This window comes from Streptomyces sp. NPDC096048 (assembly GCF_044763415.1).
In the GTDB taxonomy this organism is placed as follows: Bacteria; Actinomycetota; Actinomycetes; order Streptomycetales; family Streptomycetaceae; genus Streptomyces.
On sequence record NZ_JBIWGG010000011.1, the window covers coordinates 274340 to 296735 of the forward strand.

Sequence of the window (22396 nt, forward strand, 5' to 3'; positions counted from 1 at the left end):
CCGTGCGCCGCCTCTCCGCCTCCCCGCCGGTCAGCGCCGCTCGGCACTCTGGAGGCGGCAGCGCCACCACATCGCTCGCCGGTCCCCGTCAGCCGACCCGCACTCGACGACCGGCGGGCGGTCGCCTGATTCGGGGGTTGACATGGTCACACGGAAGAACATCACGGGGAGGTTCGGCTCCGCCGCGGCCGGCATGCTGCTCGCCACGGGGGTGACGCTGGCCGCGCGCCGGCGCGGGCTGGAGAAGGCCCGTCTGCACGAGCGACAGCTGGAGCTGGAGAAGCTGGCGATCCGGCGCAAGTCGCTGCGGCATCAGCAGCGTATGCACTGGGAGTTGCTGGCCAGGGCGATCGACGACCCCTCCCTGGCCGAGGTCATCGACACGTACGACAAGGGCATCCCGGCGCAGAAGCGACGCCAGTTCTTCTACGCGAACGCGTGGTACGTCAACCTCTACCACCTCTACGAAGCGGGCCTCCTGGATCAGGAGGAGCTGTTCGGGCGCTTGCGCGAACTCTTCCAGACCCCACTGATGCGGGAGTACTGGGCGGCCTCGAAGGAGCAGCGGGCGTCGCTCAAGGCGACATCCACCGAGTCACGCATGGGCGGCATGGTGGACGGACTCATCAGAGATCTGGACGAGTCCGACACGGACGAGTGGTGGGTGGTGGGCACGCCCCCGTCCGTCTGATGCTCCGGGCCGTAGGTCAATCTCTGGAGAGAAATGGTTCTCACGAGTGTCTTTCGGCCATGCAGTCACACCGGTCCCATCGATCCCAGTAACGTGCTCCCCAGCACAGTGCCCAACCTGTAAGGACCGGTACCCCTTGAAAATCGTGCGCCGCATCGGTGTGCCTCCAAGCTCGCGCGGCAGTACCTCGGGAGCCAGCTGTCCGGACCTCTTCGAGCTGAGCGACGGCAATTTCGCCGTCATCGGCACCGAGGCCACCGAGACCCTGGAGCGCGAACTCCCCGCCGATGCCTCCCGTGCGGGCTATGAACGCATCGTGGTCATCAGCAGGGAGACCCTGATCCGCGCCAAGGCGGACATCCCCGACGCCTGATCTCCCGCGGGCACGCGTCCACCCCGACCCGTGCCCCGTCACGCCGTCCCGGCCGCACGAAACCGTCCGCCGCGCCGGACCAGCCGTCCGTCGAGCCCTCGGCACCCCGTCCCGCTCGACGGCCCCACCGATGAGGCCTGGCGCCAGAACGGCACCAGGCCGCACGCATTCCTCAGCCCGCCGCAGGCACTCCGACCGGCGCCCCCGGTCCCACGTACCGCGCCGCCGGCCGGATGATCTTCGAGTCCCGTGCCTGCTCCAGGATGTTCGCGCTCCAGCCCACCATCCGCGCCGCCGCGAACGTCGGCGTGAACATCTCGCGCGGCAGACCGCACAGTTCCATGACCACGCCCGCGTAGAACTCGACGTTGGTGTGGAGCTCGCGCCCCGGCTTCAGTTCCGCGAGGATCGCCTCGACCTGCCGCTCCACCTCGACGGCGAACTCCACACGCGGACCGCCGAACCGCTGCGCCACCTCTCGGAGCATCCGGGAGCGCGGGTCCTCCGTGCGGTAGACCGCGTGACCGAACCCCATGATGCGGTCACCCGCGAGCACCCGCTCACGGATCCAGGAGTCGACGCGGTCGGGAGTGCCGATCGCGTCCAGGGTGTCCAGCGCCCGGCTGGGCGCCCCGCCGTGCAGCGGGCCGGACAACGCCGACACCGCCCCGGCGAGGCAGGCGGCAACGTCCGCACCCGTCGAGGCGATGACCCGCGCGGTGAAGGTCGACGCGTTGAAGCCGTGATCAACGGTGGAGATCAGGTACTGCTCGATCGCCCGCGTCCGCCGCTCGTCCGGCTCCGTACCGGTCAGCATGTAGAGGTAGTTGGCGGCGTACGACAGATCCTCGCGAGGCTCCACGGGTTCGAGTCCCCGCCCCAGCCGGTGCAGCGCGGTGAGCAGCGTCGGTACGGCCGCGGCGGCCACGAGGGTGTCCTGGCGGCGCTCGTCGGCCGTCAGGTCGTACACGGGCTTGAAACCGTGGGCCGCACCGAGCAGTGACAGGGCCGTGCGCATCCCGGTGAGCGGTCCGGAGCGTCCACCGGCCGCGGCGACGGCGGGCAGTGCCGTGCGTACCGCGTCAGGGAGCCGACGTAGCGCCGCGGTCTCGGCGGCGAAGGCGGCACCGCGTCCGGCGTCCGGCAGTTCGCCGTGGACCAGGAGGTGCCATACGTCTTCGAAGCCACGGCTCTGGGCGAGCTCGACGGCCGAGTACTGGCGGTAGTGGTAGAAGCCCTCGAGCCCCCGCACGTCACCGACCTCGGTGTCGGCCACCACGACACCCGCGAGCCCTCGCGGCACGTCGACGAGCGTCGCGGCTGCTGCGGTTCTGTTGACGGACATGATTACCTCCCTGGTATTGAATTCACTGTCTATAGTTGACGTGCTTTCTGTCAATATTGATTGAATCAATGTAACGCTTCATGTGCAGACCAAAGCAACCGTCGCGATCGATACGGTGACCTTCATGCGCGATCAAGAGCCCGATCACCCCGCCGACGGCGAGCGGCGCCTGACCACCAAGGAGGCGGCCGAACTGCTCGGGGTGAAACCCGAGACCGTGTACGCGTACGTCAGCCGCGGCCAACTCGGCAGCCGACGCTCGCCCAGCGGCCGGGGCAGCACCTTCGACGCGAAAGAGGTGCGGGCGCTCGCCCGGCGCAACCGGCGTGACGGCGGCACCCCGGCGGCCTCCGGCCAGGAGATGGCCGTGCGCACCCGCATCACGCTCATCGAGAGCGACCGGTTCTACTTCCGGGGCGTCGACGCGGTGGAACTCGCCACGCGCCACAGTTACGAAGAAGTGGCCGAGTGGCTCTGGACCGGACGGCTGCGCCCCGGCATCGCCTTCACCGCGCCCGATGCCTCCGTGGCCGTCGCCCGCCGGGCCGTCGACGCGCTGCCCGAGCATGCCGGTCCCACCGACCGGTTGCGCGTGGCCGCCATCGCCGCCGCGGCCGCGGACCCACTCCGCTTCGACCTCTCCGAGGAGGCCGTGCTGGGCACCGCGCGCGTCCTCATCCCCACCCTCGTCGCCGCGCTGCCGCCCGTGTTGCACTCCGGCCACGACCAGGGCCCCCTCGCCCATCGCCTGTGGACGCGGCTGAGCGGACGGCCCGCCGACGAGGCGGCGCTGCACGCCCTCGACACGGCGCTCTCCCTGCTCGTCGACCACGACCTGGCCGCCTCCACGCTCGCCGTGCGCGTCGCCGCGTCGGCCCGGGCGCACGCCTACGCGGCCGTGTCCGCCGGGCTCGGCGTGATCGAGGGTCCGCTGCACGGCGCGGCCGGCGGCCTCGCCCACCGACTGCTGCTGGAGGTGCTCGAACAGGGCAGCGCGGCGCCGGTGGTGGCGGAAGAACTGCGGGCCGGCCGCCGCATCCCGGGACTCGGCCACCGGCTCTACCCGGGCGAGGACCCGCGCGCGCGGGCCCTCTTCGCGCTCCTGGAGGACATGCCCCGGGCTGCGCCAGCGCTCGCGGCGGCCCGTGACATCCAGGCCACCGCCGCCCGCCACACCCCGCTGAACGCCAACGTCGACCTGGCGCTCGCCGTACTCACCGCGTCCTGCGGCATGCCCCCCACCGCAGCGGAGACGATCTTCGCTGTGGCCCGTACGGCGGGCTGGATCGCGCATGCGCTGGAGGAGTACGGGGAGCGCCCCCTGCGTATGCGTCCGAGTGGGCTCTACTCGGGTCCCAGGCCGCCCCAGCCACTGCCGGAGTAGCGTTCAGGCGCGGCTGGAAGTCACCGCGGCTCAAGTCAGGTTAGGCTCACCTCTGTGAGTACGTGCTCAACCGTCTCCCGGAACCTCGACGAGCCCGTTTCGGGCACCGCACCCGTCGCGAGGACCTGGTTGCTGCTCGAACAACCCGGCCCGTGGGGCGCCAAGGCGCTGACGTCGAGCCACCTGGATCCCGCACTGGGGCGCGCCCTGGAGGCGGCGGTGAAGGGTACGGGCGTACGCATCGCGCTCATCCGCCGGCCCGGGCGCCACGCGGACGCGGATCGTGGCGCCCCCGCCGAGCGCAGGGTGTACGCGGCCCACACGGTGCCGGGAAACGTGTGGCTGCACACCACAAGGCTTACCGACCCGCGGCGGCTGCTCGCCCTCGACTTCGCCGCGCTCGGCAGGGGCGATCGCCGTAGCTTCGACTCGGTTCTCGAAGGCGGTCCCCACCCGGGCGCCCCGCTCGCTCTCGTCTGCACCAACGGCAAGCGCGACCGGTGTTGCGCGCTCCTCGGCAGGCCGTTGGCGGCCGAGCTCGCGGCGTCCGGGGCCGAGGACGTGTGGGAGGTCACCCATCTGGGTGGCCACCGCTTCTCGCCTGCGGTGCTTGTGCTGCCCCACGGATACGCGTACGGCCGGGTCCGCGCCCACACCGTCAAGGAGATCCTGCGCGGTGCGGCGCAGGGGCGGATCGTCACCGAGGGCTGCCGCGGGAACTCCGCGTGGGAGCGCCCCGGCCAGGCGGCCGAGCTGGCCGTGCGCGCCGCCGTGGACGAGGACGCGGCCCAGGCGCTGAACGTCGTACGGACGGACGGTGCCGCACCGCGTTGGGAGGTGACCCTGGCCCACGCCGACGGCCGGCACTGGCGGGTCACCGTCACCCAGGGCGCGGCGGCGCCGCCGCGTCCGGAGAGCTGCGGGGCCTCGGTGCTGGGCTCGCCGGCGCGGATGGAGGTCACGGCGGTGCGCGAACTGTCGATGACGGCGGCGCTCGCGAGCTGATTTCCCGCTCCGAGGGGCGAGCGGGGCCGGCCCCGCGGTGGCGGCGACGGCGCTGGAATCGGCGTGAGAGCCGGGAACGCGGCTCAGACGTCCGGGACGTCCGGGAAGGCAGCTCAAGCTCCGGGAGGCGGCGCAGACGCCCGGGACCGCGACTCAAACCCCTGGGACCGCGACTCAAACCCCTGGGACCGCGACTCAAGCCCCCGGGACCGCCGCTCAAGCCCCCGGGACCGCCGCTCAGGCCCCGGATCGCCGCTCAAGCGCCCGGGGGAACGGCGCGAGCCCCCTGGCCGAGCGACACGGGCGCGGGACGGCGAGGCCCGGCCGGGTCACTCGCTCGGGAGATCCGCGCCACACCCCGTACGGCATGCCGCCACCTCCCACGTACCGTCAGGGGTATGAGCCCCACTCCCCCCGCACGCCGCCTGCGCCTCGGCCTGCCGCGGCGGGTGTTCTCGCAGGTGCTGCTGATGCAGCTGGCGATCGCCGCGGGAGTCGCCGTTCTCGCGACCGGGCTGTTCCTGGCGCCGCTCAGTGACCAGCTGGACGACCAGGCGATGCGCCGTGCTCTCGCGATCGCGCAGACCACCGCGCAGCAGCCGCAGGTCGTACGGGACCTGCGGACCACCCGGCCGGCGCCGGACGGCCCGGTGCAGCGGGAAGCGGAGCGGATCCGGAAGGCCACCGAGGCGGAGTACGTCGTCGTGATGGACCGGCAGGGCGTGCGATGGTCGCACACCGATCCGGAGCGGATCGGCGACGTCGTGTCGACCGACCCCGGGCAGGCATTGGCGGGCCGCGAGATCATGGAGATCGACGACGGCACCCTGGGGCGGTCCGCGCGCGGCAAGGTACCGCTGCGTGACGGCGACGGCGACATCGTCGGCGCGGTCTCGGTCGGCATCGCTTACGACAGCGTCCGGGCCCGGCTGATCCACGCCATCCCCGGGCTGTTCGCGTACGCCGGCGGAGCGCTGGCCGTGGGCGCGCTGGCCGCCTGGCTGATCTCCCGCCGGGTCCAGCGGCAGACGCGTGACCTCGCGTTCTCCGACATCGCTGGGCTGCTCGCGGAGCGCGAGGCCATGCTGCACGGCATCCGGGAGGGTGTCGTCGCCCTGGACCGCGGCGGCAGGGTGCGACTGCTCAACGACGAGGCGCAACGCCTGCTGGGCATCGGCGGCGAGGCCGTCGGCTGCTCCCCCGACGAAGCGCTCGGCGCGGGGCGTACGGCCGACGTCCTGGCCGGCCGGGTGACCGGCACCGACCTGCTGACCGTGCGCGGCCAGCGGGTCTTGGTCGCCAATCGGATGCCCACCGACGACGGCGGGGCCGTCGCCACCCTGCGTGACCGCACCGAGCTGGAGCAGCTCGGCCGGGAACTGGACTCGACACGCGGCCTGATCGACGCCCTGCGCGCGCAGGACCACGAGCACGCCAACCGCATGCACACCCTGCTGGGTCTGCTCGAACTGGAGATGTACGACGACGCCGTGGAGTTCGTCGGCGAGGTGGTCGGTGACCACCGCGTCACCGCGGAGCAGATCACCGAACGCATCCAGGACCCCCTCCTCGCCGCCCTGCTGGTCGGCAAGGCGACCGTCGCGGCCGAACGCGGAGTGGTGCTGTGGGTGTCCGACCGGACGCGACTGCCCGACCGTCTGGTCGACCCCGGAGGGCTCGTCACGGTCGTCGGCAACCTGGTCGACAACGCACTCGACGCCGTCGCGGGCGAGCCGCACGCGCGCGTGGAGGTCGAATTGCGTGTGCGGGGACGTGCCGCCACGCTCCGGGTGCGTGACACGGGGCCCGGGATTCCGGCGGAACACCGTGAGCTGGTGTTCACGGCGGGATGGTCCACCAAGGAGCCCCCGGCGCACCGTCAGCGCGGCATCGGGCTGTCGCTGGTACGCAGGCTGGCCGAGCGGCAGGGCGGCAGCGCCACCGTCCGTGAGGCGCACGGCGGGGGCGCGGAGTTCGTCGTCGTCCTGCCCGAGGCGCTGGCCGAACCGGACCTGGACCCCGCCCTCACCGCCCCCGCCGTCACCACCACCCTCACCGCCCCCGTGAACACCGTTGCCGAGGAGGAGTCCCGATGATCGAGGTCCTGGTGGTGGACGACGACACGCGGGTCGCGCGGGTCAACGCCGCCTACGTCGAGAAGGTTCCGGGCTTCCACGTCGCCGGCGAGGCGCACAGCGCGTCGGAGGCGCTGCACAGGGTGGAGACGCTGCCCCGCCTGGACCTGATCCTGTTGGACCACTACCTGCCCGACCGGACCGGTCTGGACGTCGTCCAGGAGATGCGGCGGCGCGGCCACCAGACAGACGTGATCATGGTGACGGCGGCACGGGACGTGTCGACCGTCCAGGCGGCGATGCGCCAGGGTGCGCTGCAGTACCTGGTCAAGCCGTTCGCGTTCGCGGGGCTGCGCGCCAAGCTGGAGGCGTACGCGGAGCTGCGGCGCACTCTCGACGGTGGTGGTGAGGCGGAGCAGGCGGAGGTCGACCGCATCTTCGGCGCCCTGTCGGCGCCGTCGGAGCCGGGCCTGCCCAAGGGGCACTCCCCCACCACCGTCGAGCTGGTTCGCCAGTGCCTGATGAAGGCCGACGGTGCGCTCTCCGCCCAGGAGATCGCCGAACGGACCGGGGTGAGCCGCCAGACCGCTCAGCGCTATCTGAAGCTCCTGGAACGCACAGGACGGGCCAGGCTGACCCTCAAGTACGGCGACGCCGGCCGTCCGGAGCACCGCTACGAGTGGGCGACCCGGCCCTGAGGAGCGTCGGGCCGCTCGCTCCGTCCTGCCCGGACCCGCCCCCGCCGCCTCCTACACGGCCCCCGCCCCGGTCAGCGACCGCACCTCCGTCTCGGCGTGCTTGGCCTCGTCCGGCACCTCCCGCGAGGTGACCGTGCCGAGCCAGCCCGTGAGGAAGCCCAGCGGGATCGATACCAGGCCTGGGTTCTGCAGTGGGAAGTACTGGAAGTCGACGCCCGGGAACAGCGCCTGCGGGCTGCCCGACACCACGGGAGACAGCAGCACGAGCGCCACGGACGGGACCAGACCGCCGTAGACGGACCACACGGCGCCGCGTGTGGTGAAGCCGCGCCAGAACAGCGAGTAGAGCAGCACCGGCAGGTTTGCGGACGCGGCGACGGCGAAGGCGAGGCCCACCAGGAAGGCGACGTTGAGGTCGCGGGCGAGCAGGCCGAGAGCGATCGCCACGGCGCCGATACCGACGGCCGCGATACGCGCCACGGCGACCTCACTGCGCGGCTTCGCGTCGCGGCGCCGCAGGGACGCGTACAGGTCGTGGGCCACGGAGGCCGAGGAGGCCAGGGTGATACCGGCGACCACCGCGAGGATGGTGGCGAACGCGACGGCGGCGACGACCGCGAACAGAACCGTCCCCCCGGTGGACCCCGCCCCGCCGCCCAGGTCGAGGGCCAGCAACGGGACCGCCGTGTTCCCGGCGGCGTTCGACGCTCGTACGGCACCGGGGCCGACCAGGGCGGCGGCACCGAACCCGAGCACGATCGTCATCAGGTAGAAGCCGCCGATGAGGCCGATCGACCACACGACGGACCGCCTTGCCGCCCGGGCGGTGGGCACGGTGTAGAAGCGGGACAGGATGTGCGGCAGCCCGGCCGTGCCCAGCACCAGGGCGAGCCCGAGGCTGATGAAGTCGAAGCGCGAGGTCCAGTCCCCGCCGTACGCCAGCCCGGGCGCCAGGAACGCCTCGCCGTGACCGCTGCGTTCGGCCGCCGTGCGCAGCAGCCGGTCGAAGTCGCCGTGGAAGCGCACCAGGACGAGCGCGGTCAGCGCCACGGTGCCGCCGAGCAGCAGCACGGCCTTCACGATCTGGATCCAGGTGGTGGCCCGCATCCCTCCCAGCGACACGTAGATCACCATGAGGGCGCCGACGCCGATGACCGTCCAGGTCCGCGCCGCCTCGGTCGTGCCGCCGAGCAGCAGTGCGACCAGGCTGCCCGCGCCCACCATCTGGGCCACCAGATACATGACGGACACGGTGACCGAGGAGGTCCCCGCCGCGATCCTTACCGGTCGCTCCCGCATCCGTGCCGCCACGACGTCGGCGAGGGTGAACCGTCCGCAGTTGCGCACCAGTTCGGCGACGAGGAACAGCACGACGAGCCAGGCGACCAGGAAGCCCACCGAGTACAGCATGCCGTCGTAGCCGTAGAGCGCGATGAGGCCCGAGATACCGAGGAAGGAAGCGGCCGACATGTAGTCGCCCGCGATGGCGAAACCATTCTCCATCGGGGAGAACAGGCGGCCGCCCGCGTAGAACTCCTCCGCCGAGCCCTGCCTCTTGCGGCTCACCCACGTGGTGATCGCCAGGGTGACGGCGACGAAGGTGCTGAACAGCAGCAGTGCCAGCGTCTGGTGGTCGCCCGTCACGACGCACCGCCTCGTAGTCCGCGCGTCAGTTCCTGGGTGTCCCAGCGCAGTTCGAGCGCGGCCCGGTCCCTGCGCAGCCGGGCGTGCCGGGCGTACGCCCAGGTGAGCAGGAACGTGGTGAGGAACTGCCCGAGTCCGGCGACCATCGCCAGGTTCACCGCTCCGGCCACCGGCCGGGCCATCAGCGCGGGCGCCGTCGTGGCGGCCACCACATAGGCGACGTACCACACGAAGAAGGCGGCTACCGCCGGCACCACGAACCGCCGGTACCGGCTGCGCACCTCTTGGAAGGCCGCGCCGCGCTGCACCTCCAGGTACACGTCGGCCGCGCCCCTGTGCGGCTCCCCCGCCGGTTCCCGGCGCGTCGAGGACAGCGCGGGCTCGGGTACCACCGTGCCGGCCGACTCGCCCCAGCCGGAGGCGAGGGCGTCGTACCACGGGTCGTCGTACCCCGGACTCGGAGACACCTCGGCAGGGGCGCCGTCCGGAACGTCGCGGTGGTCGACCGCGCTTTCGGGACCACCCCGGACACCGCTGAGGCGATCGTTGCTTGGCTGCATGCCCAAGGATGGACAGAACGGGAAGATCCCCGACTCTTCTTCCCCCCGCACTTCACCCCATCAGGTGACCGCACCCCGTGATGACCGCACAAACCCCTTCCCGCACGCATAACGCACCGCCTCCCGGACATCGTGTCTCCGTGAGCGGGACGGGAGAGCTACGGGGAGCTACGGGGAAGATGTCGTGGGACATGGGCGGGACCACGCGGACCGAGCCGGGCCCGGGTCGGCGACGACCCGGGCCCGGCTCAGCGGTTACGCACGGTTACGCGTCGATGCGCGACCGGTCCAGCGTCGCCGCCGAACTGGAGATGAACTCCTTGCGGGGAGCGACGTCATTGCCCATCAGCAGGTCGAATACCTGCTCGGCGGAGTCCAGATCGGTGAGGTTGATGCGGCGCAGGGTGCGGCGCCGCGGGTCCATGGTCGTCTCCGCCAGCTGGTCGGCGTCCATCTCGCCCAGGCCCTTGTAGCGCTGGATGGAGTCCTTGTACCGGATGTTCTTGCTCTGGAACTCCATGAGAGTGTCACGCAGCTCGCGGTCCGAGTACGTGTAGACGTACCTGTCCTGCCCCTTCTTCGGCTGGACGAGCTCGATGCGGTGCAACGGCGGCACCGCGGCGAAGACCCGGCCCGCCTCCACCATGGGCCGCATGTAGCGGTGGAACAGGGTCAGCAGCAGGGTGCGGATGTGGGAGCCGTCCACATCGGCGTCGGTCATCATGATGATCTTGCCGTAGCGGGCCGCGTCGATGTCGAAGGTACGGCCCGAGCCGGCTCCTATGACCTGGATGATCGCGCCGCACTCGGCGTTCTTCAGCATGTCGGTCACGGACGACTTCTGGACGTTGAGGATCTTGCCGCGGATCGGCAGCAGCGCCTGGAACTCGGAGTTCCGGGCGAGCTTCGCGGTGCCCAGCGCGGAGTCGCCCTCGACGATGAACAGCTCGCTGCGGTCGACGTCGTCGCTGCGGCAGTCGGCGAGCTTCGCGGGCAGCGAGGAGGACTCCAGGGCCGTCTTGCGACGCTGGGCGTCCTTGTGCTGACGGGCGGCGATGCGGGTCCGGGCCGCGGCGACGGCCTTCTCCATGACCACGCGGGCCTGCTGGGCGGCGTCGCGCTTGGTGGAGGTCAGGAACGCCTTGAGTTCCTTGGTGATGACGTTGTTCACGATGCGGCGGGCGGCCGAGGTGCCGAGGACCTCCTTGGTCTGGCCCTCGAACTGCGGCTCGGCCAGGCGGACCGTCACGACCGCGGTGAGGCCCTCCAGAGCGTCGTCCTTGACGATGTCGTCCTCGGCGACGCGCAGCATCTTCTTGGTCCGCAACACCTCGTTCATCGTCTTCGCCACCGCCTGCTCGAAGCCCGCGACGTGGGTGCCACCCTTGGGCGTGGCGATGATGTTGACGAACGACTTGAGGGTGGTGTCGTAACCGGTGCCCCAGCGCATCGCGACGTCGACGCCGAGGTCGCGGGTGACCTCGGTGGGCGTCATCTGGCCGTGCTCGTCGAGCACGGGGACCGTCTCCTTGAAGCTGCCGTTCCCGCTGAAGCGGAGGACGTCGCAGACGGGCCTGTCACTGGCCAGGAACTCGCAGAACTCGCTGATACCGCCGTCGAAGCGGAAGGACTCCTCGCCCTTGCTGCCGCCGTCGCCGAGGCCGAACTCGTCGCGGACGACGATGGTCAGCCCCGGCACCAGGAAGGCGGTCTGGCGGGCCCGCTGGTGCAGCGTGTCCAGGGAGAGCTTGGCGTCCTTGAGGAAGATCTGGCGGTCGGCCCAGTACCGCACGCGCGTGCCGGTGCGGCTCTTGGGGATCTTCTTGGCCTTGCGCAGCCCGCTCCCGGCCTCGAACTTGGCGTCCGGTCCCCTCCCGGTGAACGCGCCCGGAACGCCACGCCGGAAGCTGATGGCGTTGGTGTGCCCGCTGCGGTCCACCTCGATGTCCAGCCGGGCGGACAGGGCGTTCACCACGGATGCGCCGACGCCGTGCAGACCGCCGGAGGCCGCGTACGAGCCGCCTCCGAACTTGCCGCCGGCGTGCAGCTTGGTCATGACGACCTCGACACCGGACAGGCCGGTCTTGGGCTCGACGTCGACCGGGATGCCCCGGCCGTTGTCCCGGACCTCCACCGACGCGTCGTCGTGGAGGATCACCTCGATGTGGTCGCAGTAACCGCCGAGGGCTTCGTCGACGGAGTTGTCGATGATCTCCCACAGGCAGTGCATCAGGCCACGGCTGTCGGTAGATCCGATGTACATGCCCGGACGCTTGCGTACGGCCTCGAGCCCTTCGAGGACGAGCAGGTGCCGCGCGGTGTAGTTGGATCCGTCCCGGTCTGCTCCCGCCAGCAGCGCAGTGGACGGCACGGATGTCTCGGCGGTCACGCGGTTCGCTCCTCGCTGAATTTCAGATGGGGCCCCGCTGGGTAAGGGCGCGGCTCGGTTCACCGGTCAGAGGGTACCGAGGCCTGGTAGAGCCGTTGTAACGCCACCCTCGTCGTGGACACACCCTAGTCCAGCGTCGTATACCTGTTCGATCCCTCGATGGGGTGAAGTACACATCACGTTCCCTTCGAGGCATGAACCATTTAGGCTCCGGGCACGTCCTCATGAACAAACCGGCAACCCAGCCGGCGGGACTGCCACTGACCGACTGCGCGAACCCGTACGACACAGAGACACGCAATACGGCACATTCGCCGCCAACCGGCAACAGCCTGCCCCTCGGAAAGTTTTTTCGAGGAAAAGCCACGAGCGGGAACGTTTTGGGGCTGGTTGGATGTTGACCCTGGTACGACAGCTCGTCGAGCTAGAGAAGAGGCGACGTGACTACTGTTCTGACTTCCGCAAGCCCGCTGACGGCCGCTGATCGCTGCGACCGCTGCGGCGCCCAGGCATACCTGCGCGTCGTCCTGCTGAGCGGCGGAGAACTGCTCTTCTGCGCCCACCATGGGCGCAAGTTCGAGCCGGAACTCAAGAAGATCGCCGCTGAGATACAGGACGAGACGGAGCGACTGACGGCCGTTCCCGAATCTTCCCCGGAGGAAGAGCGCTGACGCTACGCGCCCGACGACGAGCCGGCTCGGCACAGGCCGACGAACGGGCGGCCGCCCCCGAAACCTGGAGGCGGCCGCCCGTGCTTGTGCCCGGCAAGCTCTCAGAGGCCGTCAGACGCCCTCGTGCTGCCGCGCGGCAGAGTCCCATCCCAGCGTCCGCAGAACGGCGGAGACGCGCGTGTACACGCCGGGACTGCCCGGACGCCCACAGCCGCTCCCCCAGGACACCAGCCCGATGAGCCTCCCCTGGGCCACCAGCGGCCCCCCGCTGTCCCCCTGGCAGGCATCACGGCCCCCTACGTCCTCGCCGGCACAGAGCATGGTGTCGGCGCGATACCGCCCATCGTCGCTCCCCGGATACGCCCGCTCGCAGAGCGCGTCGGCGAGCACGCGCACGCGTGCCGCCCGCAGGCCGTTGGCGTAGTCCCCGGCGCCCGAGGTGTCGCCCCATCCGTAGACGAGCGCGTCCGTCTCGGGCCCGTACGCGGGGTCACCCTCCGCGGCCATGCCTATGGCCGAGCCGGCGGGGAGGGCTTCGGAAAGGGTGAGCACCGCGAAGTCACCGGCGTTGCTGACGTCGTCGTGCGCCGGGTTCACCCAGACGTCGCGGACGGGAATCTCCTGGCCCTGGTCCGAGAGCAGGTCCGTCCGGCCGGCGACGACCCTCAGGTCGCGCACCTGCTCGGGCGGCGACCCGAGAACCTCCTCGCCCAGACAGTGTGCCGCCGTGAGCACGGTGGTGCGGCCGACGGCCACTCCCCCGCAGAACTGCCCCGCCCGCGTACCTCCGAACCGGTCACGACTGGACAGGGCGACGGTCCACGGACTGTCGGACACTTCGACCGGAAAGCCTCCGACGACGATGCTGTCGGCGGACGCGGGGGCGGCGGACACCAGCGGTATCGCGGTCGCCGCGGCCGCCAGGACGAGCGGCCGGGCCAGTGCCCGGGCAAAGAGGCGACGCATGCAGGCTCCTCACTCCGAGGTGGTTGTGGAACACCCAGAGTGATCCAGCCCGCCGTACCGCGCACCCGCTGGTCAACACGAAGGCCCGGTCCCCACCTGGTGGGACCGGGCCTTGTCGCTCGTACGACCGCTCGTACGACCGCGACCTAGTCGAGGTAGTCGCGCAGCACCTGGGAGCGCGACGGGTGACGCAGCTTCGACATGGTCTTCGACTCGATCTGGCGAATGCGCTCACGCGTGACGCCGTACACCTTGCCGATCTCGTCGAGGGTCTTCGGCTGACCGTCGGTGAGACCGAAACGCATGGAGACGACGCCCGCCTCGCGCTCGGACAGGGTGTCGAGGACGGAGTGCAGCTGCTCCTGCAGGAGCGTGAAGCTGACCGCGTCGGCCGGGACGACCGCTTCGGAGTCCTCGATGAGGTCACCGAACTCGCTGTCGCCGTCCTCGCCCAGCGGGGTGTGCAGCGAGATGGGCTCGCGACCGTACTTCTGGACCTCGATGACCTTCTCCGGGGTCATGTCGAGCTCCTTGGCCAGCTCCTCCGGGGTGGGCTCGCGGCCCAGGTCCTGGAGCATCTGGCGCTGCACGCGCGCGAGCTTGTTGATGACCTCGACCATGTGCACCGGAATACGGATGGTGCGGGCCTGGTCGGCCATCGCGCGGGTGATCGCCTGACGGATCCACCAGGTGGCGTACGTGGAGAACTTGTAGCCCTTGGTGTAGTCGAACTTCTCGACCGCGCGGATCAGACCGAGGTTGCCCTCCTGGATGAGGTCCAGGAAGAGCATGCCGCGGCCGGTGTAGCGCTTGGCCAGGGAGACCACCAGGCGGAGGTTGGCCTCCAGGAGGTGGTTCTTGGCGCGGCGGCCGTCCTCCGCGATGATCTCCAGCTCACGCTTGAGCTTGGGCGCGAGCTTGTCGGAGTTCGCCAGCTTGTCCTCGGCGAACAGACCCGCCTCGATGCGCTTGGCGAGCTCGACCTCCTGCTCGGCGTTGAGCAGGGGGACCTTGCCGATCTGCTTGAGGTAGTCCTTGACCGGGTCGGCGGTGGCGCCGGCCGCGGCGACCTGCTGGGCCGGAGCGTCGTCCTCGTCGTCGTCGGACAGTACGAAACCCGCGTTCTCGGTGCCCTCGGGCTCCTCCGTCGCGGCCTTCGGCTCCTCGACCACCTCGTCCTCGAGAAGCTCGCCGTCTTCCTTCTTGGCGGTGGTCTTCTTGGCCGCCGTCTTCTTGACGGTCGTCTTCTTCGCTGCCGCCTTCTTGGCGGTCGTCTTCTTGGCCGCCGCCTTCTTGGCAGTCGTCTCTTCCTCGACGGCGGGGTCGGTGGCGGGCTCCGCCGGGGTGGCGGGGGCGGCTGCCTTCCTGCTGGTCACCGGCTTCGCCGCTACCGCCTTGGTGGCGGTGCGCTTGGCGGGACTCTTCGCTGCGACGCTCTTACGGGTGCGCTTGGGCTCTGCGGCACTGACCATCAGCGTCACACCCTCTTCCTCGAGGATCTGGTTGAGGCTGCGCAGTACGTTCTTCCACTGAGTGGCCGGAATCTGGTCAGCTTCGAAGGCCCGACGCACGTCGTCGCCGGCGATCTGCCCCTCAGCCTTTCCCCGCTCAATGAGCGCCATGACAGAGACGGACTCGGCGATCTCCGGCGGGAGCGTACGGGATGTGCTGGCCGACACGAACAACCTCTCGGAACGTTGGAAAACGGCTTCCGGCCCCGTCCATGACGGACAGGAGCCGACCGCCGGCTTGGGAGTGGGCCGACGGCGCGGGCGCGCCGGGGAGATGCACAGCGCCATGAACGGCGTCCGTATTCCCTCCGCGGCTGTCACCTCTTAGGTCATCGCGTTGTTCCCACGAGCGTTACGCCCAATCCGCGTGGCCCGAGTCACACCCCGTAAGCGGTCAAAATTGGTCAGACACGAATAAACACGGTCATCGACGAGTGCATCGTGGCCGCAGCAGGGGGCTCAGCCTCTCATCACACCGTCGGACCCCGCGGAATCACAGGGATTCCACGGGGTCCGGTGGCGGCGAAGCGGCCGATCACCGCCATAGGAGGGGTCTGGCGTGTCCGGCCCGCGCCGCTGCGGCGGAACGCGGTCAGTGTTCGCGCGGGGCGGGCACCACGCGTTCCACCTCGGGGTGGACGGTCAGAAGTTGGCGCATGGCGGCCTCGGCCGCCGCGCCGTCCCCCGTGGCGAGGGCGTCGACGATCCTGCCGTGCTGCGCCAGCGAAACGTCGTTCGGCCGGTCACAGCCCGTGACCGGGCCCCCGGAGACGTGAAGGGCGGCGGAGACGATCCCGGACAGGTGGTCCAGCATGCGGTTGCCCGCGATCTGGATGAGGAGCGTGTGGAACTCGGCGTCGGCACGCGCGAAGGTGAGCGCGTCGCCCTGCCCCATGGCGTGACCCATGATCCCGACCATGTCGGACAGGCGCTGCTGGACGTCCTCACGCCCGTGCCCGGCGGCGAGGCGCGCGGCGAGGGGCTCGATCGTCCAGCGCAGTTCGCTGAGCTCGCGGCGCTGGTCATCGCGCTGCGGCCCGAACGCACGCCATTCGATGATGTCCTGGTCGAGGAGATTCCAGTCACTGACGGGCCGCACGCGCGTGCCGACATTCGGGCGGGCACTGACCAGCCCCTTGGCTTCCAGGACGCGGAGGGACTCACGGACGACGGTACGGGACACCTCGAAACGCTGGCCGATCTCCTCGGGCACCAGCGGACGGTCGGCGCCCAGGTCACCCGAAACGATCATCTGGCCCAGCTGCTGGACGAGTTGCCCGTGCAGCCCGCGGCCACGGCTGCCCGCGGTGCGCCGGCCCACGCGGCCCAGCTCGGGCTCCACCCCTTCCCAGGCAGGCACCCCGACGCGGTCGACGGCGGGCGCCTCGGCGTAGGGGTAGCGGTCGAGTTCGCCCGGGTTCGCGAGGCCGGAGTCGGCGGAACGGGCGGCGGTCATCATGGTGTGCGCAAGGGTACTCACGCATCCTTTGTCGGCGCCGTCCTCAACTCCCTTGAGGTCTTTGGTGAAAAGCACACGAAAGGGTGATCGCTCACCCCGTCGCAATTGACGCCTTATCGGAAAGAAATGGGCTTTCCCCGGGGAGTTGCGCGCACGGTCGAACCGGAAGGGGAGACGGGGGTCATCGGACCCCGCTGCGCAGGGTCATGAGCAGGTATGCGCAGAGCAGAGCGGTCAGCGACAACGTCAGCGCGCTGCCGACGGGTTGGACGATCATGCGCAGCACCTCGGCCAGATACCGCTCGCCACCGAACGGCCACTGCGTCAGGAGGACCTCGCGCACCCTCATCGGGAAACCGGCGGCGGTCCGCACGGACGGGCCCTCCCAGACCCTCTGTACGAGCGGTACGACGAGGACGGGGACGGCGACCACGGCGGCGAGCCCGGCCGTGGTGGACCGGAAGACGCCCGCGGCGAGCACACCGGACCAGGCACATCCGACGACGAGTCCGAGCCAACCAGCGGTCAGTGCGGGCCAGTCCGCGGGAACCCTCGCGAGTTCCGGTCCGTAGAACAGATGAAGCGCCTCGGCGTCGCAGCCGACCGTCAGGGCGGCCAGCACCAGCGCGGTGGCCGCGGATACGAGAAGTTTGGCGGTCAGCAACCCCATCCGTCGGGGCACGGTGCCGCGGTCCGCCGCCAAGGCGGGATGGCGGAACTCGTCACCGAAGGCGAGCGCACCGAGCAGCCCCGCACCGAGCGCCGCGGGCGGCAGCGGCAGTTCCCGCGGCCACGCGGCCAGGAGACGTGGCTGCGGAGTGTGCCCGACGCGTGCCAGGACCACAGCGGTGACGGCGGACACGACGAGTACGACGGCGCCGATGACGAACCCGGTGCTGATGCCGACCGCACGGCGGAGTTCGTAGCGGAGTGGGCTGAGGGGGCTGGGGGCGGAGCGGACGGAGATGGGAGGCGGAAGCGAGGACGCCGCCCTCCGGGTGTCCGCTGCGGCGGGGAGGAGGGCGGTGTACGGGCGCGGTGTGCGCCGGAGGGTGGCGGGGGCGGGGGCGTCTCCGGTAACTGGAGCATCCCTGCTCACAGGGACATCATCGGGAGCAGAAGTGTCCCCGGGCACATGGGCATCGTCGGGAGCAGAAGTATCCCCGGGCACGGGGGCAGCGTTCGGAACAGCAGTACCCCCGGTCACGGGTCGATCGTCGGGGGTACGGCCGTCCGCGCGCACGCCGGGGACGGTGTCGGCGCCTGTGTCCGCGGCGGTAGTCGCCTGTCCGACACCGCCGATGTGTTGGAGATCTTCGGCGAGCGGCCGGAAGGCGCCGGGCCCGGGACGAGGACCATCGAGGAGAGGCGCCCCCTCGGAGACGGGCCGGGGCGCGTCGGCGAGGGGCTGTTCGGACGGGGGCTGTTCGGACAGCGACTTCTCGGACAGCGGCTTTTCGGCGGGTGACGCTTGTGGTTCACCGGGCTGCGGGCTGTCGTCGTCCGAGAAGGACCGGTGCGCGTCGGCTCCGCCGGTGTCGGTCGCGGCCGGGAGCGGCGGGTCGGCGAGGGGCGGGCGAGGGGCGGTCGGGTCCCCCGCGTCAGGTGCCCGGCTGCCTTCGGCGCCCAACTGCCGGACTACGGGCACCGCGCCCGCCCCTGGGCCCATATCACCGATCTCGTCGGCCAGTTGGTGTACGAGGATCCCGTGACGGAACGCGGTCTCTCCGATGTCGGCGCACGTACTGCCGTACACCGCGAGGCGGTTGCCGCCTTCGCGTACGACCTCTACGGAACGGCGGGCCGCGCGCGCCTCTTTGGCCAGCAGGGCGGCGAGTCGGGCGGCGTGCGGGCTGCGGACCGCGACGCGGGGGCGCAGTCGTGTACGGGAGAAGTCCGCAACCTCCTGATCGGCGACGACTCTGCCGTGTTCGAGCGTGACGACGTGATCGGCGGTACGCGCGGCCTCCTTGGGATCCGCGGTACTGAACAGGACGGTGCCGCCCTGGTCGGCATAGGCACGCAGCGCGCCGTGGAGGCGACGGGCGTCATCGGCGGACAGCGCTCCCGCGGGGTCGTCGAGCACCAGGGTGTGCGGATCGGGAAGCAAGGCACAGGCCAGTCCGAGGCGTCGGTCCATACCGCGGGAAAGGGTGCCGAGGCGTTCGCCGCTCAGGCCCACGAGTTCGGCCGACTCCAGGACTTCGTCGGCCCGCCGGACGGGGACCCCGGCCGCGGCGCACAGCATGCGGAGGTGGCCGCGAACCGTGCGGGCCGGGTGCCCCGGCACATCTCCCAGCAAGACTCCGACCTCGCGTGAGGGATGGGCGATACGGTGCAGAGGCCGGCCTCTGAAGTAGGTGAGACCACGGCCGTGCTGGAGTTCGAGCATGAGTCTGAGCGCCGTCGTCTTGCCGGCGCCCGCTGCTCCGAGCAGTGCGGTGACGTGGCCCGCACGCGCCTCGAAGGAGACGTCGTCGACGGCGGGCGGAAGCTCCTTGCGGGGGTTGCTGGTCAGTCCGAAGGCCTGGATCACCCGTAGCAAGATAGCGTGCTATATCCGGTTTTTCGGGCATGGCGAGGCCTGCCGGGCACAGGGGACGGGCCCCGTCGATCCCTTGTTCGCCGTTCGCTCCGGGGTCCCGGCCCGGCTCACCCTCACACTTCGGGACGCAGCATCGGGGGGTTGAGAAGAGTCGCGCCGCCGGCCCGGAAGAGCTGAGCGGGACGGCCGCCCTGGCGGGTGGTCGTGCCCCCGGTGGGAACCAGGAAGCCCGGCGTGCCCGTCACCTTGCGGTGGAAGTTGCGCGGGTCGAGGGCCACGCTCCACACCGCCTCGTAGACGCGCCGCAGCTCGCCGACGGTGAACTCGGGCGGGCAGAACGCGGTGGCCAGCGACGAGTACTCGATCTTGGAGCGGGCGCGTTCCACCCCGTCCGCCAGGATCTGGGCGTGGTCGAAGGCGAGCGGCGCCACCGGCTCGCCGCCATGGCCGTAACCAGCCTGCTCCAGCAGTTCCTCGACCGGAGCCCAGCGCGCGTCGCCGGCGTCGCCGCCCGCCCGTGGTGCGGGCAGGTCGGGAGCGAGCGCGAGGTGGGCGACGCTGACCACGCGCATCCGGGGGTCGCGCCCGGGGTCGCCGTACGTCGCGAGTTGCTCGAGGTGGGCGCCGTTGTCCTGGGTGGGTGCGACCGGGTCGTGGACGCACAGTCCCGTCTCCTCGGCCAGCTCCCGCGCCGCCGCCTGCGCCAGGTCCTCGTCGGCCCGTACGAAGCCGCCGGGCAGGGCCCAGCGGCCCTGAAACGGCGGCTCGCCCCTGCGCACCGCCAGCGCGCACAGGGAGTGGCGACGCACGGTCAGCACGACCAGGTCCACAGTGACGGCGAAGGGCGGAAAGGCTGACGGGTCGTAGGGCATGCGGCGATCATAGTCGTCTTCCTGACGATAAACACTCCCTTCGCTCCCGCTTCGTCGGCTGATCCACTTCGGTGTCACCCGCCTCTCGGCGTCCGTTCCCCGGACACCGTGCGAGGCCACGTACTGCCAGGTCAGGACCTTAGTCGCAGCCCTTCGGCGGCCTCTTCGACCATGGCCAGACCGAGTCGGCTGACCCGGACCGAGAACGGCGCTCCGGCGACCCGCAGCCCCGTGAGGCCGAGCTCCCCCAGAGGCGCGTCGCGTACGGGACGCAGGGTGACGGCCTTGGCCGGGGCGTCGGGGCGGATGCCCGCGAGCGCGGTCAGCAGCAGCACCCCGGCGGCAGCCGCGGTGGCGGCGGGACGGCAGGCCGCCGGGTGCGGGAGGGGCACGCTCGCGTCGGTGCGCTGCTCGCCCGCGTACATCTCCGGCAGGCGGTGGCCGAAGGTGCCCGCCGCGGCCACCGCGCCGCGCAGCAGCGAGCCCGCCTCCTTCTCGTGACCGGCAGCGGCCAGACCCGCCACCGCGATCGCCGTCTCCTGGACGCGTACCGCCCCGGCGCGATGTCCGAAGGGGTTGTAGCCCGTTTCCTGCTCGGCCAGTCCGCGCAGACCCCAGCCCGAGTCCATGGCCGGATTGCCCAGCAGCCGGGCGAGGCGGCCGGTCCGCACCGGATCGAGCAGGCCCGGGGCCAGGATGCCTCCACCGAGCAGCCCGGTGTCGAGGAGGTGAGCCGCGGCCGCGCTCAGGTGCGGCACGAGGCGTCCGTCCGGGGCTCGTGCCGCCGCGGGCCGTCCGCCTGCCGGGTCCTCGATCCAGAAGTCCCGCTGGAACGTCGTCCGCAGCCGCCGGGCCCACTGCCGCAGTCCGTCGCCGCCCGGTCTGCCGAAGTCATCGAGCAGCTCGGCACCGAGCAGGGCGGCGCGGTGGGCGTGAGCCTGGGTCTCGCACCGGACGGGTCCGCCCGGGTGCGGATCGGGCACGTACGTGCCGTCCCCGGCCGTGGCGCGCAGCCACGCCAGACACCGCTCGGCCGCCGGCATCAGCTCCCGCGTCTCCTGTTCGCTGAGCCCCCAGCGGCGGGCTTCCGCGAGGAGCACGGGGAACAGCAGGGTGGCCTCGGTACCGGTGCAGCCCGGTGGCAGGTGCGGGCCGGTGTCACGTCTGGGTCCGGGGATCATGCCGGACCGCGGACCGGGGCCGCGGTACTGGGTGCGGGCGAGGGCGCGCAGCGTTCCGGCGGCGAGCCGGGTGCCGAGAGGAAGTGTCATCCGGGCGGCGGCGAGAGCCTCGGCGGGCGCCGGACCGCAGCGCCAGGGAACGCCGGCCGCGAGATGGACGTCGGCGGGATGCGCGGGATCGCGCAGGAGCAGGCCTCTGAGGTCTTCGATGCTGGTCCGCAGGAGGGCGGGGGCCCCGGGATCGTCGCCGGTGGCGTGCGCGGAGGCCAGCGGGTCGGCCGCCGTGCGGCCCACCGCCCGGAGCGGGCCCGCGCCGTCCGGTCGCACGCGCAGTTCGAGGCTCGTGCTGCCGCCCGGAGGCAAGTGGAACTCCCACCGCAGCAGTCCGGCGGAGGCCAGCGCCTCGGCGGGCGGCGGGACGGCCGTGACCGACGCGCTGCCCGCGGCACCGGACCACCGCAGGCCGGAGTCGTGGACACTGGCCGACAGGGCGGGGCCCGCGCGGCCGGCGGCGATCGACCCCAGGTCGGCCAAGTCCGTACCGAGGGCCACCTCGACCGGCAGCCGCAGGGGGTGGGGTGCCCAACTGCGCAACGTGATCCGCTCCGTACCGTCGGCGTCCCGGGTCCGCTCGACCATGACGTCCGGGTCCGGGCCCGGCGCGGACGACGTCCGGAGCGTCGCCACGAAGCGGGCACGGTGGGCGCCTGTCATCCGGGCCTGCGACGCTAGGGGTTCACGCCCGGCCACGCGAAGGCGGCACCGGGAGAGCAGGCGCCGACCCGCGCGGTAGAACCCCTCCAGTCCCAGACCGGTCAGCTGCCCCTGCTCCGTCGAGATCACGAGGCCGGGAAGGGCCACGCCGATCATGGTCTTGTGAGCGGGAGGCAGGTCCCCGGGCCTGTGAGCGGGAGGCAGGTCCCCGGGCCTGTGAGCGGGAGGCAGGTCCCCAAACCTGTGCGGCGTCGCGGACGGCACACTCCGAGGAGTCACCGGCTCCGCATCTGACCACGACGGTGAGAAGGAT

Annotated in this window: 17 protein-coding genes; 7 read left to right on the top strand and 10 right to left on the bottom strand. The window is 71.3% G+C overall.

All coding sequences use genetic code 11. The features are described from left to right. Positions 1 to 142 precede the first annotated feature (142 nt). Together ACIQ6R_RS29545 and ACIQ6R_RS29550 are read left to right on the top strand one after the other, a co-directional pair. Positions 143 to 691 carry a DUF6082 family protein gene (locus ACIQ6R_RS29545; protein WP_404181579.1) on the top strand — a complete coding sequence of 183 codons (549 nt, stop codon included), beginning with the start codon at positions 143 to 145 and terminating at the stop codon, positions 689 to 691. Positions 692 to 827: 136 nt separating this feature from the next. Continuing rightward, positions 828 to 1064: a hypothetical protein gene (locus tag ACIQ6R_RS29550; RefSeq protein ID WP_121749648.1), complete on the top strand. Its 237-nt coding sequence runs from the start codon at positions 828 to 830 to the stop codon at positions 1062 to 1064. 172 nt (positions 1065 to 1236) lie between these two features. On the opposite strand, the gene ACIQ6R_RS29555 is transcribed toward ACIQ6R_RS29550, so the two are convergent. Continuing rightward, positions 1237 to 2409: a citrate synthase/methylcitrate synthase gene (locus ACIQ6R_RS29555; protein WP_404224611.1), complete on the bottom strand. Its 1173-nt coding sequence runs from the start codon at positions 2407 to 2409 to the stop codon at positions 1237 to 1239. A gap of 124 nt (positions 2410 to 2533) precedes the next feature. Here ACIQ6R_RS29555 and ACIQ6R_RS29560 point away from each other — a divergent pair, with 124 nt between their 5' ends. The 4 genes from ACIQ6R_RS29560 to ACIQ6R_RS29575 all read left to right on the top strand — a co-directional run bounded on the left by ACIQ6R_RS29560 (position 2534) and on the right by ACIQ6R_RS29575 (position 7571). Continuing rightward, positions 2534 to 3793, top strand: a complete 1260-nt coding sequence (locus tag ACIQ6R_RS29560) for a citrate synthase (protein WP_404224613.1) — start codon at positions 2534 to 2536, stop codon at positions 3791 to 3793. Positions 3794 to 3847: 54 nt separating this feature from the next. After that, the gene (locus ACIQ6R_RS29565) at positions 3848 to 4798 is read left to right on the top strand and encodes a sucrase ferredoxin (RefSeq protein WP_404224615.1); all 951 of its coding nucleotides are present in this window, start codon (positions 3848 to 3850) and stop codon (positions 4796 to 4798) included. Between the two features lie 398 nt (positions 4799 to 5196). Further along, the gene (locus tag ACIQ6R_RS29570) at positions 5197 to 6894 is read left to right on the top strand and encodes an ATP-binding protein (RefSeq protein WP_404224617.1); all 1698 of its coding nucleotides are present in this window, start codon (positions 5197 to 5199) and stop codon (positions 6892 to 6894) included. Further along, positions 6891 to 7571: a response regulator gene (locus ACIQ6R_RS29575; RefSeq protein ID WP_404224619.1), complete on the top strand. Its 681-nt coding sequence runs from the start codon at positions 6891 to 6893 to the stop codon at positions 7569 to 7571. Before ACIQ6R_RS29570 ends, ACIQ6R_RS29575 begins: the two co-directional genes overlap by 4 nt. Positions 7572 to 7622: 51 nt before the next feature. On the opposite strand, the gene ACIQ6R_RS29580 is transcribed toward ACIQ6R_RS29575, so the two are convergent. The 3 genes from ACIQ6R_RS29580 to ACIQ6R_RS29590 form a co-directional block, all read right to left on the bottom strand. Continuing rightward, positions 7623 to 9215, bottom strand: a complete 1593-nt coding sequence (locus ACIQ6R_RS29580; RefSeq protein ID WP_404224621.1) for a cation acetate symporter — start codon at positions 9213 to 9215, stop codon at positions 7623 to 7625. Next, complete coding sequence (locus tag ACIQ6R_RS29585) at positions 9212 to 9775, bottom strand: DUF485 domain-containing protein (RefSeq protein ID WP_404224623.1); 564 nt, start codon at positions 9773 to 9775, stop codon at positions 9212 to 9214. Before ACIQ6R_RS29585 ends, ACIQ6R_RS29580 begins: the two co-directional genes overlap by 4 nt. Before the next feature lie 265 nt (positions 9776 to 10040). Then, a complete protein-coding gene (locus ACIQ6R_RS29590) occupies positions 10041 to 12164 on the bottom strand; it encodes a type IIA DNA topoisomerase subunit B (RefSeq protein ID WP_404181556.1) in 2124 nt (707 codons plus the stop codon). 440 nt (positions 12165 to 12604) lie between these two features. Here ACIQ6R_RS29590 and ACIQ6R_RS29595 point away from each other — a divergent pair, with 440 nt between their 5' ends. Further along, positions 12605 to 12835 carry a hypothetical protein gene (locus ACIQ6R_RS29595; protein WP_055419847.1) on the top strand — a complete coding sequence of 77 codons (231 nt, stop codon included), beginning with the start codon at positions 12605 to 12607 and terminating at the stop codon, positions 12833 to 12835. A 111-nt stretch (positions 12836 to 12946) separates the two neighbouring features. On the opposite strand, the gene ACIQ6R_RS29600 is transcribed toward ACIQ6R_RS29595, so the two are convergent. The 6 genes from ACIQ6R_RS29600 to ACIQ6R_RS29625 form a co-directional block, all read right to left on the bottom strand. Continuing rightward, a complete protein-coding gene (locus ACIQ6R_RS29600) occupies positions 12947 to 13801 on the bottom strand; it encodes a S1 family peptidase (RefSeq protein WP_404224624.1) in 855 nt (284 codons plus the stop codon). Positions 13802 to 13947: 146 nt separating this feature from the next. Then, positions 13948 to 15480, bottom strand: a complete 1533-nt coding sequence (locus ACIQ6R_RS29605; protein ID WP_404224626.1) for an RNA polymerase sigma factor — start codon at positions 15478 to 15480, stop codon at positions 13948 to 13950. A 424-nt stretch (positions 15481 to 15904) separates the two neighbouring features. Continuing rightward, positions 15905 to 16792 carry a sporulation transcriptional regulator WhiH gene (whiH, locus tag ACIQ6R_RS29610; RefSeq protein ID WP_404224627.1) on the bottom strand — a complete coding sequence of 296 codons (888 nt, stop codon included), beginning with the start codon at positions 16790 to 16792 and terminating at the stop codon, positions 15905 to 15907. Positions 16793 to 16952: 160 nt separating this feature from the next. Continuing rightward, positions 16953 to 19307, bottom strand: a complete 2355-nt coding sequence (locus tag ACIQ6R_RS29615) for an ATP-binding cassette domain-containing protein (RefSeq protein ID WP_404224629.1) — start codon at positions 19305 to 19307, stop codon at positions 16953 to 16955. Positions 19308 to 19429: 122 nt separating this feature from the next. After that, positions 19430 to 20188 (bottom strand): NUDIX domain-containing protein, encoded by a 759-nt coding sequence (locus ACIQ6R_RS29620; RefSeq protein ID WP_404181538.1) that lies wholly within the window; start codon positions 20186 to 20188, stop codon positions 19430 to 19432. 131 nt (positions 20189 to 20319) lie between these two features. Further along, the gene (locus ACIQ6R_RS29625) at positions 20320 to 22239 is read right to left on the bottom strand and encodes a glycogen debranching N-terminal domain-containing protein (RefSeq protein ID WP_404224630.1); all 1920 of its coding nucleotides are present in this window, start codon (positions 22237 to 22239) and stop codon (positions 20320 to 20322) included. Between the last annotated feature and the right edge of the window lie 157 nt (positions 22240 to 22396).

Excerpts from the sequence above, each read along its gene's own strand:
- ACIQ6R_RS29545 (WP_404181579.1), top strand. The coding sequence starts at position 143 with ATGGTCACACGGAAGAACATCACGGGGAGGTTCGGCTCCGCCGCGGCC.
- ACIQ6R_RS29555 (WP_404224611.1), bottom strand. The coding sequence starts at position 2,409 with ATGTCCGTCAACAGAACCGCAGCAGCCGCGACGCTCGTCGACGTGCCG.
- ACIQ6R_RS29560 (WP_404224613.1), top strand. The coding sequence starts at position 2,534 with ATGCGCGATCAAGAGCCCGATCACCCCGCCGACGGCGAGCGGCGCCTG.
- ACIQ6R_RS29570 (WP_404224617.1), top strand. The coding sequence starts at position 5,197 with ATGAGCCCCACTCCCCCCGCACGCCGCCTGCGCCTCGGCCTGCCGCGG.
- ACIQ6R_RS29575 (WP_404224619.1), top strand. The coding sequence starts at position 6,891 with ATGATCGAGGTCCTGGTGGTGGACGACGACACGCGGGTCGCGCGGGTC.
- ACIQ6R_RS29585 (WP_404224623.1), bottom strand. The coding sequence starts at position 9,775 with ATGCAGCCAAGCAACGATCGCCTCAGCGGTGTCCGGGGTGGTCCCGAA.
- ACIQ6R_RS29600 (WP_404224624.1), bottom strand. The coding sequence starts at position 13,801 with ATGCGTCGCCTCTTTGCCCGGGCACTGGCCCGGCCGCTCGTCCTGGCG.
- ACIQ6R_RS29620 (WP_404181538.1), bottom strand. The coding sequence starts at position 20,188 with ATGCCCTACGACCCGTCAGCCTTTCCGCCCTTCGCCGTCACTGTGGAC.
- ACIQ6R_RS29625 (WP_404224630.1), bottom strand. The coding sequence starts at position 22,239 with ATGATCGGCGTGGCCCTTCCCGGCCTCGTGATCTCGACGGAGCAGGGG.